This window comes from Streptomyces sp. NPDC030143 (genome assembly GCF_055573695.1).
Genome location: NZ_JBVIAY010000019.1, coordinates 142,873 through 159,324 on the forward strand (window position 1 = coordinate 142,873; position 16,452 = coordinate 159,324).

Below are 16,452 nucleotides of genomic sequence, written 5' to 3' on the forward strand. Positions count from 1 at the left end.
CCGCCTCGGGGTAACCCGCCCGAGGCGTCCGCCGGTTGCCGACCATCGGTTCGCACACCGGATCATACGTACGGGAGGGCCGCATCCGTTCGACGCGGCCCTCCCGAACCGTGTCCGGGGCAGGGATCACTGCGGGTCGGCGCCCACCGCGACCGGCCGGGACGGGTCCGAGGACCACTCCGACCACGAACCGACGTACAGCGCCGCCGGGATGCCCGCCACGGCCAGCGCCAGCACCTCGTGGGCGCCGGAGACACCCGAACCGCAGTACACGCCCACCTCGACGCCGTCGGAGGCGCCCAGCGCCTTGAAGCGATCCCTGAGGTCGCCGGCGGGCAGGAAGCGGCCGTCCGGACCGACGTTCTCCGTCGTCGGCGCGGACACGGCGCCCGGGATGTGCCCGCCGACCCGGTCGATCGGCTCGACCTCGCCCCGGTAGCGCTCCCCCGCGCGCGCGTCGAGGAGCACCCCGGAACGGGCGAGTACCGCGGCTCCGTCCGCGTCCAGGAGACCCGTCGCCCCCGGTTGCGGCACAAAGTCGCCCTCCGCGGGTGCCGGGACATCGGTCGAGAGGTCCCCCCGCCAGGCCGACAACCCGCCGTCGAGCACCCGCACGTCCGGGTGCCCCGTCCAGCGCAGCAGCCACCACGCGCGGGCCGCCGCCCAGCCCTGCCCCCCGTCGTACACGACCACGGGCCGGCCCGCCGACACGCCCGCGCGGCGCATGGCGGCACCGAACGCCGTCACGTCCGGCAGCGGATGGCGGCCGGACGGGCCGGGCGAGCCGGCCAGTTCCTGGTCCAGGTCGATGTAGACGGCCCCGGGAACATGCCCGGAGGCGTATGCGGCACGGCCGTCGAACGGCGGCTCCCCGGCCGCCTTCGCCATGCTGAGCTGCCAGCGGACGTCGAGCACCACCGGCGGGTTCGGTCCCGTCAGGTCGCTCGCGAGTTCGGATGTGGAGATGATGGCGTCCATGGCCCCCATCCTCGCGCACGGGGTGGCCCCCTCGTCCATGTCCGGCTACTCTGCTCGGCCGGACAGGCCCGATCACAGGGCGTACGGAACCGAGCACATTCCGTACACCAGATCGACATTCGTCGCCCACCGCGTGGACGGGGACGAGGAGCCGGCCGTCGACGTCCTCCGGCTCGGGCCCCTACGGCGCGCTCGGGAGCGCGTCGTGGGGCCGGCGGTGCGAGCATCTGCTCGGGGCCGGAGAGCGGAAGCGACGCGGCCACCGCGAGGGGCCGAGGAGAGGGCGACGATGGCCGAGGAACGTGAGGCGGGCGACCCGAACGGCACAGAGCACCCGCGGTACGCACCCGGCGCACCCTGCTGGGTGAGTCTGATGGCGCACGACTTGACCACGACGCTGGACTTCTACGGCGAGCTGTTCGGTTGGACTTTCCAACCCGGCCCGCAGCAGCTCGGCCCGTACGTCCGGGCCCTGCTCGACGGTCGCGAGGTGGCCGGCCTCGGCCACCTCCCCCCGGACCGCCACCTCCCCGCCGCCTGGACGCCCTATCTCGCGTCCGACGACGTCGACTCCACCGCGGAGACGGTGCGCCTGTGCGGGGGCACGATCGGGGTCGGCCCCCTGGACGCCGCCGACGCCGGGCGTCTGGCGATCGGTTCGGACCCCTCCGGCGCCGTCTTCGGCATCTGGCAGGCGGCCGCCCGCCTCGGCACGTACCTGACCGGTGTGCCCGGCACCCCCGTCTGGCACGAGCTGCTGACGTTCGAGTCGGTGAGCGTCGCCAAGTTCTACGAGACGGTCTTCGGCCACGAGCGGGAGGCCGAGGTCTCCGCCGACTTCGACCGTGTGACGCTGCACGTCGCGGGCCGTCCCGTCGCCACCGTCCGCGGCCTGGGAACCGCGCTGCCCCGGGATCGCGGACCGCACTGGGTGACGTACTTCCAGGTGGCCGACGTGGACGCGGCGCTGGCCCGTGTCGTCGACCTCGGCGGGCAGGTGCTCACACCGGCCGGGGACGGCGAGCACGGGCGCGTGGCCGGCGTGGCCGATCCCGAAGGGGCCCGCTTCTCGCTGCTGACGGCCGACCGCTGACCGGGCCCGGCCGCCGTCTCAGCCCTGCTGGACCGGCAGCACGTCCGGGGACAGGGCCGCCGCCCGGGCCGACGCCGCCGTCATACGGCGGCGGTGGTGCCGACGGCACAGGACCTCGTAGCCGACGGTGTCCGCCTGGTTGACGTCGCCGACGACGACCTGCGCCCCCTCGACGACCATGAAGCCGCCGACCGTGCGGGCATTGTGCGTGGCGCGGGCGCCGCACCAGCACAGCGCCTCCACCTGGAGCACCTCGACGCGGTCGGCGAGTTCGACGAGCCGCTGGGAGCCCGGGAACAGCTTGGAGCGGAAGTCGGTCGTGATGCCGAAGGCGTAGACGTCGATGTCGAGGTCGTCGACCACGCGCGCGAGCTGGTCGATCTGCTCCTCGGCCAGGAACTGCGCCTCGTCGGCGATCACGTAGTCCGCGCGGCCGCCGCGGGAGAGGTGGTCGACGAGGTAGGCGTACAGGTCCTGCCCGTCCTTGACCTCGACGGCGTCGGTGACCAGGCCGAGACGCGAGGACAGCTTGCCCTCGCCGGCGCGGTCGTCGCGGGTGAAGATCATGCCCACGAGGCCGCGCGCCGAGCGGTTGTGCTCGATCTGGAGCGCCAGCGTCGACTTCCCGCAGTCCATGGTTCCGGAGAAGAACACCAGCTCGGGCATGGGAAGGTGAGCACCTTTCGGTGGAGTGCGGGGGGCTTCGGGCTCGAGGGCCACGGCCTTCAGGAGCGTACTTCGAGCAGGGGGACGAACTGCTCGGCAGGGGTCATGGAACCGTGGTTGCCGACCATCGTCGACTCGTTCGGCTCCCGCTCGGAGGCGATGATCAGGACGTCGTCCCGGGCGGCCGCGATCACGTCTCCGAGACGGTCGTACACACGTTCGTCGAGCGTGCCGGGCGGGCCGAACCAGCCGGCGGCGATCGCCTCGTCCCGGGAGGCCACCCAGAACTGCTCGCCGAGCACCTCGCGCCAGCAGGTCAGGACGTCGTTCTCGGCGCCCGGTACGGCGTAGACGTGGCGGGCGCGGCCCTCACCGCCGAGCAGGGCGACCCCGGCACGCAGTTCCCAGTCCTCGTCGAAGTCGATGCGGTGCTGCTCGTCGAAGGGCACGTCGACCATGCCGTGGTCGGCGGTGACGTACAGCGCGCTGCGCGGCGGGAGTTGCTCGGCCAGGCGCTGGACGAGCCGGTCGACGCACATGAGCTGGCCGCGCCAGGTGTCCGAGGCGATGCCGTACCGGTGTCCGGCGCCGTCGAGTTCGGCGTAGTACGTGTAGACGAGGGAGCGGTCACCGGCGGCGAGCTGCTCGGCCGCGAGGTCCATGCGCTCCTCACCGGTGAGACGCCCGTGGAACGTTCCTCCGCTGAGCGCCACCTTGGTGAGCGGGGTGGTCTCGAAGGTGGGCGAGGACACTTGCGCCGCGTGCACACCGGCGGCGTCGGCCAGTTCGAAGACGGTGGGATACGGCTGCCAGGCGCGCGGCGGGGTCCAGGGCTGCCAGCGGAGCTGGTTCATCAGCTCGCCGGTCTCGGGGTTGCGCACGGTGTAGCCGGGCAGGCCGTGGGCGCCCGGCGGGAGACCGGTGCCGACGGACGCGAGAGAGGTCGCGGTGGTGGCCGGGTAGCCGGCGGTGAGCGGGCGGCCGGTGCCGCCGCGCGAGGTGCCGAGGAGGGCGTGCAGGTAGGGCGCCTCGTCGGGGTGGGCCTTGAGCTGCTCCCAGCCGAGGCCGTCGATCAGGAAGACACAGTTGCGGTCGGCCGGGGTCAGTTCCCCGATCCCGGCGGTCATGCCGGGGACGCCCATGCCCGCGGCCAGCGTGGGCAGCAGGTCGGCGAGGGACCCGGAGCCGTACTCGGGGACGGGCGCGGAGGAGACGGCGAGGGGCTCGGGGTGCTCCCAGGCGGCGGGCTGAGCCATTATCGGGTGAGGTCCGCGGTCGCCTCGGACAGAGCCTGCGCGAAGGCGAGCGCCTGGCGGACCGTCTCCGGCCCGTCGCCGGCCTCGCTGACGCGCAGGCTGAGGTCGTCCGCCGTGGAGCTGCCCGTGTAGCCGTGGTCGGCGTCGCAGTTGGGGTCGCCGCAGGCGGCCGGCTCCAGGTCGATGCGGGAGACGGCGCCCCAGCCGATGGTCAGCACGACCTCGCGCGGCAGGGTGCCCGGTGCGTAGGACTCCGGGTTGGCCACCACCCGGCTGACCACGACCGACGAGATACGGCCGATCTTCACGGACTCGGTGGACGTCGTCGCGTACGGTGTCGGGGAGGTGGTGTCGGCGGCCTGCTCGTCGGTGTGGCTGACGATGAAGCGGTTACCGGTCAGGACCAGTACGGTCACGTGCCGGCGCACCTCGTTCTGATCGAAGGTGGTCTCCTGGTGGACCAGGTACGACCGGATGGGCTCGCCGCCCACGGCGGCCTCCACCGCCTCGGCCACGAGGGCCGGGTAGTAGCCGCTGCGCTCGATCGCCGCACGCAGCCCCTGGGTCGTCGTACTGGTCTTGGCCATGACGCCCATCCTACGGGGACCCACTGACTGCGAGGGACCCGTCGCGGTGGCTTCAGTACGCCGGGAGCGTGCGCGGACCGAGGTCGTCGCGGACCGGCGGGGGCGCGAGCCGGACGGAGGCGCCGAGGACGCTCAGGCCGTGCGGGGCGACGACGACGGGTTCCAGGGTGACCGCGACGACCTCGGGGTGGTCGTCGACGAGCCGGGACACCCGCAGCAGCAGTTCCTCCAGGGCGGGGGTGTCGACGGGCGTGGAGCCGCGCCAGCCGAACAGCAGGGGCGCGGTCCGGATCGAGCGGACCAGGGAGGTCGCGTCGCGGTCGGTGACCGGGACCAGGCGGTGCGCCATGTCGCCGAGCAGCTGGGAGGCGGCCCCGGCGAGTCCGAAGGACAGCACGGCTCCGGCCGCCGGATCGATCACCGCGCGGACGACGGTGTCGACCCCGCGCGGGGCCATCGCCTGGACGACCGGGCGCACCTCCTGCGGAGTACCGAAGAGCTCGGTCAGCTCGGCGTAGGCCCGACGCAGCTGGTCCTCGTCCGCGAGGTCGAGGCGGACGCCGCCCAGGTCGGCTCGGTGCCGCAGGTGGGGGGCGGTGGCCTTGAGGGCGACGGGATAGCCGAGGTCGTGTGCGGCCCTGGCGGCGTCGTCGGGGCCGGCGGCGGGGATCGCACGGCGCACCCGGACGCCGTAGCGACCGAGCAGCTCGCAGGTCTCCTCGGTGCCGAGGGTGAGGCCCTGGCCGCGCGCGAGGAGACCGCCGATCAGGCGGGCGGCGCCCTTCTCGTCGATGTCGTCGTACTCGGGCACCTTGCCGGGGTCGGCGGCCTCGCGGCGCCACTGCGCGTACTTCACGGCCTCGGCGAGGGCACGGACCGCGCGTTCGGCGGCCGGGTAGGCGGGGATGAGGTGGGCGCCCTCCGCGGGGGTCCCGGGGGCGGGGACCGGGGGCGTGCCGGGCTCCTGCGGGATGTTCCGCGCGCGGGGCGCGGTGCTCGTCGCCGCCGACAGGGCCTCGGCGAGACCACCGAGTTCGACGTGGACCACGAGCACCGGCTTGGCGGGGCCGGCCGCCGCGGCCGAGCGCAGCGCCTCCGCCAGTTCCAGGTCGCCTGGGGACGTCTCCCCGATGGCCGGGATCGCCGTGACCACCACCGCGTCGCATGACTCGTCGGACAGGGCGCGCACCAGCGCCGCGTGGAAGTCGTCCGCCGACGCCTCGGTGGTCAGGTCCAGCGGCGGCAGCGGGCGCAGCCCCTCCGACAGACACGCGTCGTAGGTCAGCAGTCCCAGCGACTCGGAGTTGCCGAGGATCGCCACGCGCGCGCCGTGCGGCAGCGGCTGACGGGCGAGCAGCAGGCCCGCGTCCACCAGCTCGGTGATGGTGTCCACGCGGATCACCCCGGCCTGGCGCAGCAGGGCGGAGACCGTCGCGTGCGGCAGCCGGGTCGCGCGGACGGCGTGGCCCTGGGGGGCCGAACCGGCGCCCTGCACCACCACGAGCGGCTTCGCCGCGGCCGTGCGCCGCGCGAGGCGGGTGAACTTGCGCGGGTTGCCGATGGACTCCAGGTACATGAGGGCGACGTCGGTGTCGGGGTCGTCGTACCAGTACTGCAGGACGTCGTTTCCGGAGACGTCGGCGCGGTTGCCGGAGGAGACGAACGTCGACACGCCGGTGACGCCCGTGACGCCTCCGCCGCGGCGGTGCAGCCGGGACAGCAGGGCGACGCCGATGGCGCCGGACTGGGCGAACAGGCCGATCCGGCCGGGCCGCGGCATCTGCGGGGCGAGCGACGCGTTGAGCCGTACCTCGGGGGAGGTGTTGATGATCCCGAAGGCGTTGGGGCCGATGATCCGCATCCCGTACGCGCGTGCCTGCCGCACGAGTTCGCGTTGGCGCTCGCGGCCGTCGGGGCCGCTCTCGGCGTAGCCGGCGGCGAGGACGACGAGCCCCTGGACGCCGTGTTCGCCGCACTCGGTGACGACCTCGGGCACGCGCTCGGCCGGGACGGCGACGACGGCGACGTCGACCGGGCCGGCGATGTCGCGCACCGAACGGTGGGCGGGCACGCCGTCGAGTTCCTCGAAGCCGTCGGGGAACGCCTTGTTCACGGCGTACAGCCGTCCGGTGAAGCCGGCCCCGCGCAGGTTGCCGAGGACGCTGCGGCCGACGCCGCCCGGGGTGCGGCCTGCGCCGACGACGGCGACCGAGCCGGGCACCAGCAGGCGTCGTACCGAGTGGGCCTCGGCGCGTTGTTCCCGCGCGCGCTGCACGGCGAGGGAGCGCTCGGTGGGTTCCAGGTCGAACTCCAGGCGGACGACGCCGTCCTCGAAGCTGCGCTTCTGTGTGTAGCCGGCGTCCGTGAACACCTTGATCATCTTGTTGTTGGCGGGAAGCACCTCGGCGGCGAACCGGCGGATGGCGCGCTCGCGCGCGACGGCGGCGATGTGTTCCAGGAGCGCGGAGGCCACGCCCCGTCCCTGGTGGGCGTCCTGCACGAGGAAGGCGACCTCGGCCTCGTCGGCGGGCGCGGAGGCGGGCAGACCGTCGGCGCCGATGCGGTCATAGCGTACGGTGGCGATGAACTCGCCGCCGACCGTGGCCGCGAGTCCCACCCGGTCCACAAAGTCGTGGTGCGTGAAGCGGTGGACGTCCTTGGCGGACAGGCGCGGGTAGGGCGCGAAGAAGCGGTAGTACTTCGACTCGTCCGAGACCTGCTCGTAGAAGCTGACCAGGCGCTCGGCGTCATCAACGGTGATGGGGCGGATGCGCGCGGTGCCGCCGTCGCGCAGCACCACGTCGGCTTCCCAGTGGGCGGGGTACTCCTGCCGGTCCGGCGCGCTCTGCATGGGCCCCAGAGTACGGCTCGCGTACGACAACGGCGCGAGGCACTCTGTGGAGGACGGAACGCCGGATCGAGGCCGCGATCCGGAAGACCACGGCGGAACGGGACTCAGGTCCGTTCCGGCCGTGCTTCACGTGTGGAACACTGGTCTAGACAACCCTGAACACCGAAGGGCAGCATCACATGGCTGAGCGCCGCGTCAACGTCGGCTGGGCCGAGGGCCTTCACGCCCGCCCCGCTTCCATCTTCGTCCGAGCCGCCACGGCCGCAGGCGTCCCGGTGACGATCGCCAAGGCCGACGGCAATCCCGTCAACGCGGCCTCCATGCTGGCGGTCCTCGGCCTGGGCGCCCAGGGCGGCGAGGAGATCGTCCTCGCCTCCGACGCCGAGGGTGCCGACGCCGCCCTCGACCGTCTGGCGAAGCTGGTCTCCGAGGGCCTCGAGGAGCTTCCCGAGACCGTCTGAGCCGCGCTCGCAGCACGCACGGAGCCGCGTCGCCCTTCCGGGCGGCGCGGCTCCGCCGTCTTCGGGGACGTTCTGCAACGACCGGGCCACTGCTGTCTTCGGGGACCTCGTGGGGGCACTGCCGCCCTCGGGCAATGGTCGCGGCGATGGCGCCTCGGGACTTCGGGGCGACACGGCCGCCTCGGGAAAATCGGTGCGACACGGCCGCCGCCCTGGGGTAAGCGTCGCGGCACTGCTGCCCTCGCGGGATTCTCCGACGCCCGCCGGAAATGCCGTCGACAGGCGGCGGACGCACCGCCGGAGAATTCCGGGGCGCGGAAAAAAGGGCAGCGGAAACGCGCCTCCGTCGAATATCCCTTCTTTGTATACGGCCCTCGTGTTAAAGCCGCGGGCCCGACATGTTGACGACGTGTTGCGAAGTCCTCACACGTTCCGCGCGGTCCGCTCCGGAGAACCGCAGCCGGTGCGCGGAGGTCGCGCGCTCGGTGTGCTGCGCCGTGACCGCCCGCGCGCGCTCGCCGTCGCCGCGCGCCACCGCGTCGACGATCGCGCCGTGCTCCGCCCAGGACTCCACGGGGTCGGCCGGCGCCTGCACCGCGTACATCCAGGCGATCTTGTGGCGCAGTTGGGTGAGGGTCGAGGTCAGGGCGGGACTGCCGGAGGCCTGGGCGAGCGTCTCGTGGAACCAGCCGCCCAGGGAGCGCAGGTCGTCACTGTTGCCCCGCCTGGCACGCTCCTGGCCGAGCCGGACGAGACCCCGCAGGACCTTCAGATGCGCCTCGGTGCGCCGCTGGGCTGCCCGGGCGGCGCCGAGCGGCTCCAGGAGCATGCGCATCTCCAGCAGGTCGGCGGCCTCCAGTTCGGTCGGTTCGGCCACGCACGCGCCCGCGTGCCGCCGCGTCACGACGAAACCCTCCGCCTCCAGCGTGCGCAGGGCCTCGCGGACGGGGACGCGCGAGACGCCGTAGCGGCGGGCGAGGAGTTCCTCGGTGAGGCGGCTGCCGCGCTCGTAGACACCCGCGACGATGTCGTCCCGGATGGCCGTGCACACCGAGTGCGCCGGAATTCGCATGACCGACCTCCGCCTTAATCCCCGTGAAACGTCGACGAATGACGTGTGGTCAGTGATGCTATTGCAATGGGCCGGAATTTCCGATGGCGGGCCGGAATCCATGGATATTTTTTGGACAGGGCCGGGCGTGAAACGGCGAAAGCCCCGGCCGTGCGGGCCGGGGCTGGACGATCTGTCGCCGTGCGTCGTCAGTCGTTCACGATCAGACGTTCACGCCGTGCTTGCGGAGGTAGGCGACGGGGTCGATGTCCGAGCCGTACTCCGCGCTCGTGCGGGCCTCGAAGTGCAGGTGCGGGCCCGTGACGTTGCCGGTGGCGCCCGACAGGCCGATGCGCAGGCCCGGGGTGACCTGCTGGCCCACCGAGACCTCGATGGTCGACAGGTGGCCGTACTGGGTGAAGGTGCCGTCGTTCATCCGGATCACGACCTGGTTGCCGTACGCGCCGCCCCAGCCCGCCTCGACGACGGTGCCGAGCCCGACCGCGCGCACGGTGGTGCCGCTCGCGGCGTGGAAGTCGATGCCGGTGTGGCTGCCGGAGGACCACAGCGAACCGCCGGCGCTGTAGCCGGTGGAGACGTAGGAACCGGTGATCGGCGCCACGAAGGTGTTCAGGCGCTTGCGCTCGGCCTCGCGGGCGGCGCGGGCCCTGGCCTCCCGCTCCTCCTTGACCCTGGCGGCGGCCCGGGCGGCTGCCTCCTTGCGCGCGGCCTCCTCCTGGGCGGCCTGCTTCTGGGCGGCGGCCTGGTCGTCGATCTCGCCGGCGACGGAGTGGCCGATGGTGACGACGGGGGTCAGGCCGGTCTGTTCGGCCGGGGTCTCGGCGGCGAGAGCCGGGGAGGAGGCGACGGTGCCGATGACGCCGGTGGTGGTGAGCGCCGCGATGCCCGCGGCGCGGGCGGTGGTGCGCTTCATCCGGCTGGGACGGCGGTGCTTCCCGGTGGCGCAGGTGAACGCCATGAAGTTGAGTGGTCCTTTCCTTCCCTCTCGCCTACCGGGTTAGCTGACGGGTTCGGAGCAGGAAGGTCTCCTACGGCCACCCTCGCGACACGCGCGGGCGTCCGATTCACCCCAGGGACTGCACAGTTGGGTCCCCGGCTCCCCTGGCTCGCGCCGTACGGGGACTCGGCGATGACTGTCCGGTGCCGCGGGTGCGGCGCAGTGCCCGACGAACAGCCCGGACGACGCTAGACGCGCCCGCTGTCAATCCCCAAACGGAACGCGGGTTTTGTAGCGCATGCCACAGGGCAGACAGGCAGCCTCTCCCCCAATTCGGACATCAGGGGGCCCTGGTGACCGTCTCGTCACCAGGGCCCCTCACGCGTGCGTGCCGCAGCCGGTCCCGGGGCGTGTTCCGAAAGGAGCGCCGCCCGCCCGGAGGGCGGGGCCCGCGGCGTCCGGTGCGGTGCATCGCGAGGCGGAGGGCCGTCCGCGCACCGGGTGTGCGCGGACGATCCCGACCACGCGGCGAGGCGCCGTGCCGGGCGTCGCGGACCGGGCGGGATGTTCGGAACACGCCCTGGAAGGCTCCTGAAGATCTCGCTCGGGCCGCCCGGCCGGCCCCGGATCGCCCGTACCCATCAATCAGGTTGAACCGGGCGAACCGGGCGTGATTCCAAGATTTTCAGCGGACTCCTAGTCGGCCCGGACGACCGTCACCTCGCCGATGCCGAGCGCCTCGACGGGCTCCTTGATCTGTGCGGCGTCACCGACGAGGACGGTGACCAGACGGTCCACCGGGAAGGCGCTCACGGCGGCCGCGGTGGCCTCCACCGTCCCGGTCGCCGCGAGCTGCTGGTACAGCGTCGCCTGGTAGTCGTCGGGCAGGTGCTGCTCGACCTGGTCGGCCAGTGTGGAGGCGACGGCCGCGGCCGTCTCGTACTTCAGCGGCGCCACACCGACGAGGTTCTGCACGGCGACGTCGCGTTCGGCGTCGGTGAGCCCCTCCGCGGCGAGGGTCCGCAGCACCTTCCACAGGTCGTCCAGGGCGGGACCGGTGTTCGGGGTGTCCACGGAACCGCTGATGGCGAGCATCGCGGCACCCGAGCCGTCCGGGGCCGACCGCAGGACCTGCCCGAACGCGCGGACACCGTAGGTGTAGCCCTTCTCCTCGCGCAGGACACGGTCCAGGCGGGAGGTGAGGGTGCCGCCGAGGCAGTAGGTGCCGAGGATCTGCGCGGGCCACACGCGCGCGTGCCGGTCGGGGCCGATACGGCCGATCAGCAGCTGCGTCTGGACGGCGCCGGGACGGTCCACGATGACGACCCGGCCGGTGTCGTCGGCGGTCACCGGCGGGACGGGCCGCGGCCGGGCCGAGGAGCCCGTCCAGGCGCCCAGGGTGTCGCCGAGCAGCGCGCCCAGGTCGACGCCGGTGAGGTCGCCGACGACCACGGCGGTGGCCGTGGCCGGGCGGACGTGCTTCTCGTAGAAGGCCCGTACGGCCGCGGCGTCGATGTTCTCGACGGTCTCCGCGGTGCCCTGGCGCGCACGCGACATGCGCGCGGTGGCCGGGAACAGCTCCTTGTAGAGCTCCTTGGCGGCGCGCCGCGAAGGGTTGGCCAGCTCGTGCGGGATCTCGTCCAGGCGGTTGCGGACGAGGCGCTCGACCTCGCTGTCGGCGAACGCGGGCGCCCTGAGGGCGTCGGCGACCAGGCCGAGGGCCTTGGCGAGGCGGGAGGCGGGGACCTCCAGGCTGATGCGGACGCCGGGGTGGTCGGCGTGTGCGTCGAGAGTGGCGCCGCAGCGCTCCAGCTCGGCGGCGAACTCCTCGGCGGAGTGCTTGTCGGTGCCCTCGGAGAAGGCCCTCGCCATGATCGTGGCCACACCGTCGAGGCCGGCCGGTTCGGCGTCCAGGGGCGCGTCGAGCAGGATCTCTACGGCGACGACCTGCTGGCCGGGGCGGTGGCAGTGCAACACGGTCAGGCCGTTGTCCAGGGTGCCGCGCTCGGGCGCCGGGAACGCCCACGGCCTGGCCTCGCCCGCGTGGGGCTGGGGGTGGAACTCCATCGCGGCGAGCTCGGTCACTGGGCCGCCTCCTCGTTCTCGTCCTGGTCGGCGCCGGCTTCGGGGGCGGTCGGCTCGTAGACGAGGACCGCGCGGTTGTCGGGGCGCAGGCGGGCCTTGGCGACCTCCCGCACCTCCTCGGGGGTGATCTCCAGCACGCGCTGGACGGCGGTGAGGGCGAGCTGCGGGTCGCCGAAGAGCACGGCGTACCGGCACAGTTCGTCGGCGCGGCCGGCGACCGTGCCGAGGCGGTCGAGCCACTCGCGCTCCAGCTGGGCCTGGGCCCGCTCCATCTCCTCGGCGGTGGGGCCCTCCTCGGCGAACCGGGCGAGCTCCTCGTCGATGGCGGTCTCGATGACGGGGACCTCGACATCGCCGGAGGTCTTCACGTCCAGCCAGCCCAGGGAGGGCGCGCCGGCCAGGCGCAGCAGACCGAAACCCGCCGCGACGGCCGTGCGGTCACGGCGGACGAGGCGGTTGTAGAGGCGGGAGGACTCGCCGCCGCCGAGGACGGTGAGCGCCAGGTCGACGGCGTCGCACGCGCGCGTGCCGTCCTCCGGCAGACGGTAGGCGGCCATCAGGGCGCGGGCCGGGACCTCCTCCTCGACGACCTCGCGCAACTGCTCGCCGATGATCTCCGGCAGGGAGCCGTCACGCGGCTCGGGCTTGCCGTCGTGGGAGGGGATGGAGCCGAAGTACTTCTCGATCCAGGCGAGCGTCTGCTCCGGGTCGATGTCGCCGACGACCGACAGGACGGCGTTGTTGGGCGCGTAGTAGGTGCGGAAGAAGGCGCGCGCGTCCTCCAGGGTCGCCGCGTCCAGGTCGGCCATCGAGCCGATCGGCGTGTGGTGGTACGGGTGGCCGTCCGGGTAGGCGAGCGCCGTCAGCTTCTCGAAGGCGGTGCCGTAGGGGACGTTGTCGTAGCGCTGCCGGCGCTCGTTCTTCACGACGTCGCGCTGGTTCTCCATGGACTCGTCGTCCAGGGCGGTCAGCAGCGAGCCCATGCGGTCGGCCTCCAGCCAGAGGGCGAGCTCCAGCTGGTGGGCGGGCATGGTCTCGAAGTAGTTGGTGCGCTCGAAGCTGGTGGTGCCGTTGAGCGAGCCGCCCGCGCCCTGGACCAGCTCGAAGTGGCCGTTGCCCTTGACCTGCGCGGAGCCCTGGAACATCAGGTGCTCGAAAAGGTGAGCCAGGCCGGTACGCCCCTTGACTTCGTGGCGCGAGCCGACGTCGTACCAGAGGCACACCGCCGCGACGGGGGTCAGGTGGTCCTCGGAGAGCACCACGCGCAGGCCGTTGGCCAGGCGGTGCTCGGTCGCTGTCAGGCCCCCGGAGCCTGCCTGGGCTGTGGCCGTGTGACCCATGGGCATGTACGTCCCTTCCGATCGCGGACGCGGTCGTCGAAACCGCGCTTTTCCTGCCGGTCCTGCCACTGTATGCAAGCGTGCGGAGCGGCGGCGAAGTTCCCGGACGACGTACGCCGAGAGCGAGATCGCGTAGCCTGCGGGCAGCCGTGGAGGTGGCGCCCCGGCCCGCGGGCCGTCGGTCGAGGCCGGGTCCCGGCCAGCGCTGTCAGTGCCACGGTCCACAATGGTCCGCGTCAGATCCCGTCACACGCTTCAGCACGAGTGAGCCGAAGGGTCGCGTCGACACCGACATGAGCGCCCCGTAGGCGAGTGACCAGAAAACAGGAGGAGCCGGCAGCGATGGCCCGCCGCAGCACGAAGACCCCGCCGCCCGACGACTCGTACGAGGAGAAGATCCTCGACATCGACGTCGTCGACGAGATGCAGGGCTCCTTCCTCGAGTACGCGTACTCGGTCATCTACTCCCGCGCCCTGCCGGACGCCCGCGACGGCCTGAAGCCCGTCCACCGCCGCATCGTCTACCAGATGAACGAGATGGGCCTGCGACCCGACCGCGGCTACGTGAAGTGCGCGCGCGTCGTCGGCGAGGTCATGGGCAAGCTGCACCCCCACGGCGACGCGTCGATCTACGACGCCCTGGTGCGCATGGCCCAGCCGTTCTCCATGCGGGTGCCGCTGGTCGACGGCCACGGCAACTTCGGCTCCCTGGGCAACGACGACCCGCCGGCCGCCATGCGGTACACCGAGTGCCGGCAGGCCGCGGCGACGAGCCTGATGACGGAGTCGATCGACGAGGACACGGTCGACTTCACGCCCAACTACGACGGCCAGGAGCAGGAGCCGGTGGCGCTGCCCGCCGCCTTCCCGAACCTCCTGGTCAACGGCTCCTCCGGCATCGCGGTCGGCATGGCCACCAACATGCCGCCGCACAACCTGGGCGAGGTCATCGCGGCCGCGCGCCACCTGATCCGCTACCCGAACGCGGACCTGGACGCCCTGATGCGGCACGTTCCCGGCCCCGACCTGCCCACGGGCGGCCGGATCGTCGGTCTCTCCGGGATCCGGGACGCGTACGAGACGGGCCGCGGCACCTTCAAGATCCGCGCCACGGTGTCGGTGGAGACGGTGACGGCCCGCCGCAAGGGCCTGGTCGTCACCGAACTGCCCTTCGCGGTGGGCCCCGAGAAGGTCATCGCCAAGATCAAGGACCTGGTCGGCTCGAAGAAGATCCAGGGGATCGCCGACGTCAAGGATCTCACCGACCGTGAGCACGGCCTGCGCCTGGTCATCGAGATCAAGAACGGCTTCGTGCCGGAGGCCGTTCTGGAGCAGCTGTACAAGCTGACGCCGATGGAGGAGTCCTTCGGCATCAACAACGTGGCGCTGGTGGACGGCCAGCCGCTCACGCTGGGCCTGAAGGAACTGCTCGAGGTCTACCTCGACCACCGCTTCGAGGTGGTGCGCCGGCGCAGCGAGTTCCGCCGCACCAAGCGCCGCGACCGCCTTCACCTGGTGGAGGGCCTGCTCACGGCCCTGGTGGACATCGACGAGGTCATCCGGCTGATCCGCTCCAGCGACAACAGCGCGCAGGCCAAGGAGCGCCTCATCGAGCGCTTCGGGCTGTCGGAGATCCAGACGCAGTACATCCTCGACACCCCGCTGCGCCGCCTCACCAAGTACGACCGCATCGAGCTGGAGGCGGAGAAGGAGAAGCTCAACGAGGAGATCGCCGAGCTGACCCGGATCCTGGAGTCGGACGCGGAGCTGCGCAAGCTGGTCTCCGGCGAACTGGCCGCAGTGGCGAAGAAGTTCGGCACCGAGCGCCGTACGGTCCTGCTGGAGTCGTCGGGCACCCAGACCGCCGTCGTACCGCTCCAGGTCGCCGACGACCCCTGCCGGGTGCTGCTGTCCTCGACGGGTCTGCTGGCCCGCACGGCCAACGGCGAGCCGTTCGCGCAGGACACAGACGCCAGGCGCACCAAGCACGACGTGATCGTCTCCTCGGCCCCCGCCACCGCGCGCGGGGAGATCGGCGCCGTCACCTCGGCGGGCCGGCTGCTGCGGATCAACGTCGTCGACCTGCCGCAGCTCCCGGACACGGCGTCCGCGCCGAACCTGTCGGGCGGCGCCCCGCTGGCGGAGTTCGTCTCCCTGGAGGGCGACGAGACGGTGGTGTGCCTGACCACGCTCGACGAGTCCGGCCCGGGCCTGGCGCTCGGCACGGAACAGGGGATCGTCAAGCGTGTGGTGCCCGACTATCCGTCCAACAAGGGCGAGCTGGAGGTCATCACCCTCAAGGAGGGCGACCGGATCGTCGGCGCGGTGGAGCTGCGCACCGGCGAGGAAGATCTGGTCTTCATCACAGACGACGCCCAACTGTTGCGCTACCAGGCCTCCCAGGTCCGCCCGCAGGGCCGGCCGGCGGGCGGCATGGCGGGCATCAAACTCACCGAGGGCGCGAAGGTGATCTCCTTCACGGCGGTGGACCCGGCGGCGGACGCCGTGGTCTTCACGGTCGCGGGCTCGCGCGGCACGCTCGACGACTCGGTGCAGACGACCGGGAAACTGACGCCGTTCGACCAGTACCCCCGCAAGGGCCGCGCCACGGGTGGTGTGCGCTGCCAGCGCTTCCTCAAGGGTGAGGACTGCCTCTCGCTGGCCTGGGCGGGCCCCGCACCGGCTCGGGCCGCGCAGAAGAACGGCACCCCGGCCGAGCTGCCGGACATCGATCCGCGCCGCGACGGATCGGGCGTGTCGCTCGCGAAGACGGTGTCGGTGGTGGCCGGACCGGTCTGAGGGGGCCTTGCACCATGAGCGCCTGATCAGGCCGCGTGGTCCGGTGCCGTGCATCGCAAGGCGCCGGAGAGCCCTGATGGCTCCGGTACGAGGAACCCCCGGCGCCAGGCGATCGCACGCACCGGACGGCGCGAGCCGATCGGCCTCCCCTCGTGTTCGGAGCTCTCCGGCCTGTCGTCTGGGTCATGCCGCCGCGGACGCGGGTCCGGCACGCGTTGTCGTCGGTCGCCGGCCTAGTAGTGCTTCGTTACGTCGGGTGATCTTGCCTGGTGGTGGGCATCTTCTTGGCATGAGGCTGGGGGAGGTGGAACGACTCCGGGGTGAGTT

The 16,452-nt window shown here is 72.4% G+C and carries 12 protein-coding genes and 1 riboswitch; of the genes, 3 read left to right on the plus strand and 9 right to left on the minus strand.

Going from position 1 to position 16,452, the window contains the following annotated elements:
- Positions 1 to 126: 126 nt before the first annotated feature.
- Entirely contained in the window at positions 127 to 978 is an 852-nt protein-coding gene (locus ACZ4YY_RS28285) for a sulfurtransferase (protein ID WP_468296213.1), read from the minus strand.
- A 289-nt stretch (positions 979 to 1,267) separates the two neighbouring features.
- Here ACZ4YY_RS28285 and ACZ4YY_RS28290 point away from each other — a divergent pair, with 289 nt between their 5' ends.
- Complete coding sequence (locus ACZ4YY_RS28290) at positions 1,268 to 2,071, plus strand: VOC family protein (protein ID WP_468296216.1); 804 nt, start codon at positions 1,268 to 1,270, stop codon at positions 2,069 to 2,071.
- Between the two features lie 18 nt (positions 2,072 to 2,089).
- On the opposite strand, the gene ACZ4YY_RS28295 is transcribed toward ACZ4YY_RS28290, so the two are convergent.
- The 4 genes from ACZ4YY_RS28295 to ACZ4YY_RS28310 are packed head-to-tail and all read right to left on the minus strand — an operon-like array spanning position 2,090 to position 7,431.
- A complete protein-coding gene (locus ACZ4YY_RS28295; protein WP_468296219.1) occupies positions 2,090 to 2,737 on the minus strand; it encodes a thymidine kinase in 648 nt (215 codons plus the stop codon).
- A gap of 59 nt (positions 2,738 to 2,796) precedes the next feature.
- A complete protein-coding gene (locus tag ACZ4YY_RS28300) occupies positions 2,797 to 3,993 on the minus strand; it encodes an alkaline phosphatase family protein (protein WP_468296221.1) in 1,197 nt (398 codons plus the stop codon).
- A complete protein-coding gene (locus ACZ4YY_RS28305) occupies positions 3,993 to 4,580 on the minus strand; it encodes a DUF5998 family protein (protein WP_468296225.1) in 588 nt (195 codons plus the stop codon). The genes ACZ4YY_RS28300 and ACZ4YY_RS28305 overlap by 1 nt, the downstream gene beginning before the upstream one ends.
- Positions 4,581 to 4,632: 52 nt before the next feature.
- A complete protein-coding gene (locus ACZ4YY_RS28310; RefSeq protein WP_468296228.1) occupies positions 4,633 to 7,431 on the minus strand; it encodes a bifunctional acetate--CoA ligase family protein/GNAT family N-acetyltransferase in 2,799 nt (932 codons plus the stop codon).
- A 179-nt stretch (positions 7,432 to 7,610) separates the two neighbouring features.
- Between ACZ4YY_RS28310 and ACZ4YY_RS28315 the strand changes: the two genes are divergently transcribed.
- Positions 7,611 to 7,892, plus strand: a complete 282-nt coding sequence (locus ACZ4YY_RS28315) for an HPr family phosphocarrier protein (RefSeq protein ID WP_003993478.1) — start codon at positions 7,611 to 7,613, stop codon at positions 7,890 to 7,892.
- 379 nt (positions 7,893 to 8,271) lie between these two features.
- Here ACZ4YY_RS28315 and ACZ4YY_RS28320 read toward each other — a convergent pair whose 3' ends face one another.
- The 4 genes from ACZ4YY_RS28320 to ACZ4YY_RS28335 form a co-directional block, all read right to left on the minus strand.
- A complete protein-coding gene (locus tag ACZ4YY_RS28320) occupies positions 8,272 to 8,964 on the minus strand; it encodes a GntR family transcriptional regulator (protein WP_468296231.1) in 693 nt (230 codons plus the stop codon).
- Between the two features lie 202 nt (positions 8,965 to 9,166).
- Positions 9,167 to 9,922, minus strand: coding sequence for a M23 family metallopeptidase (locus tag ACZ4YY_RS28325; RefSeq protein WP_468296233.1), 756 nt, complete (start codon positions 9,920 to 9,922; stop codon positions 9,167 to 9,169).
- Positions 9,923 to 9,935: 13 nt separating this feature from the next.
- Positions 9,936 to 10,103, minus strand: a riboswitch (cyclic di-AMP (ydaO/yuaA leader).
- Between the two features lie 494 nt (positions 10,104 to 10,597).
- Positions 10,598 to 11,986 (minus strand): M16 family metallopeptidase, encoded by a 1,389-nt coding sequence (locus tag ACZ4YY_RS28330; RefSeq protein WP_468296236.1) that lies wholly within the window; start codon positions 11,984 to 11,986, stop codon positions 10,598 to 10,600.
- On the minus strand, positions 11,983 to 13,332 hold the full coding sequence (locus ACZ4YY_RS28335) for a M16 family metallopeptidase (RefSeq protein ID WP_468296238.1): 1,350 nt from the start codon (positions 13,330 to 13,332) through the stop codon (positions 11,983 to 11,985). Before ACZ4YY_RS28335 ends, ACZ4YY_RS28330 begins: the two co-directional genes overlap by 4 nt.
- 336 nt (positions 13,333 to 13,668) lie before the next feature.
- On the opposite strand from ACZ4YY_RS28335, the gene ACZ4YY_RS28340 reads away from it, so the two are divergent.
- Complete coding sequence (locus ACZ4YY_RS28340; protein ID WP_468296241.1) at positions 13,669 to 16,125, plus strand: DNA gyrase/topoisomerase IV subunit A; 2,457 nt, start codon at positions 13,669 to 13,671, stop codon at positions 16,123 to 16,125.
- Positions 16,126 to 16,452 lie beyond the last annotated feature (327 nt).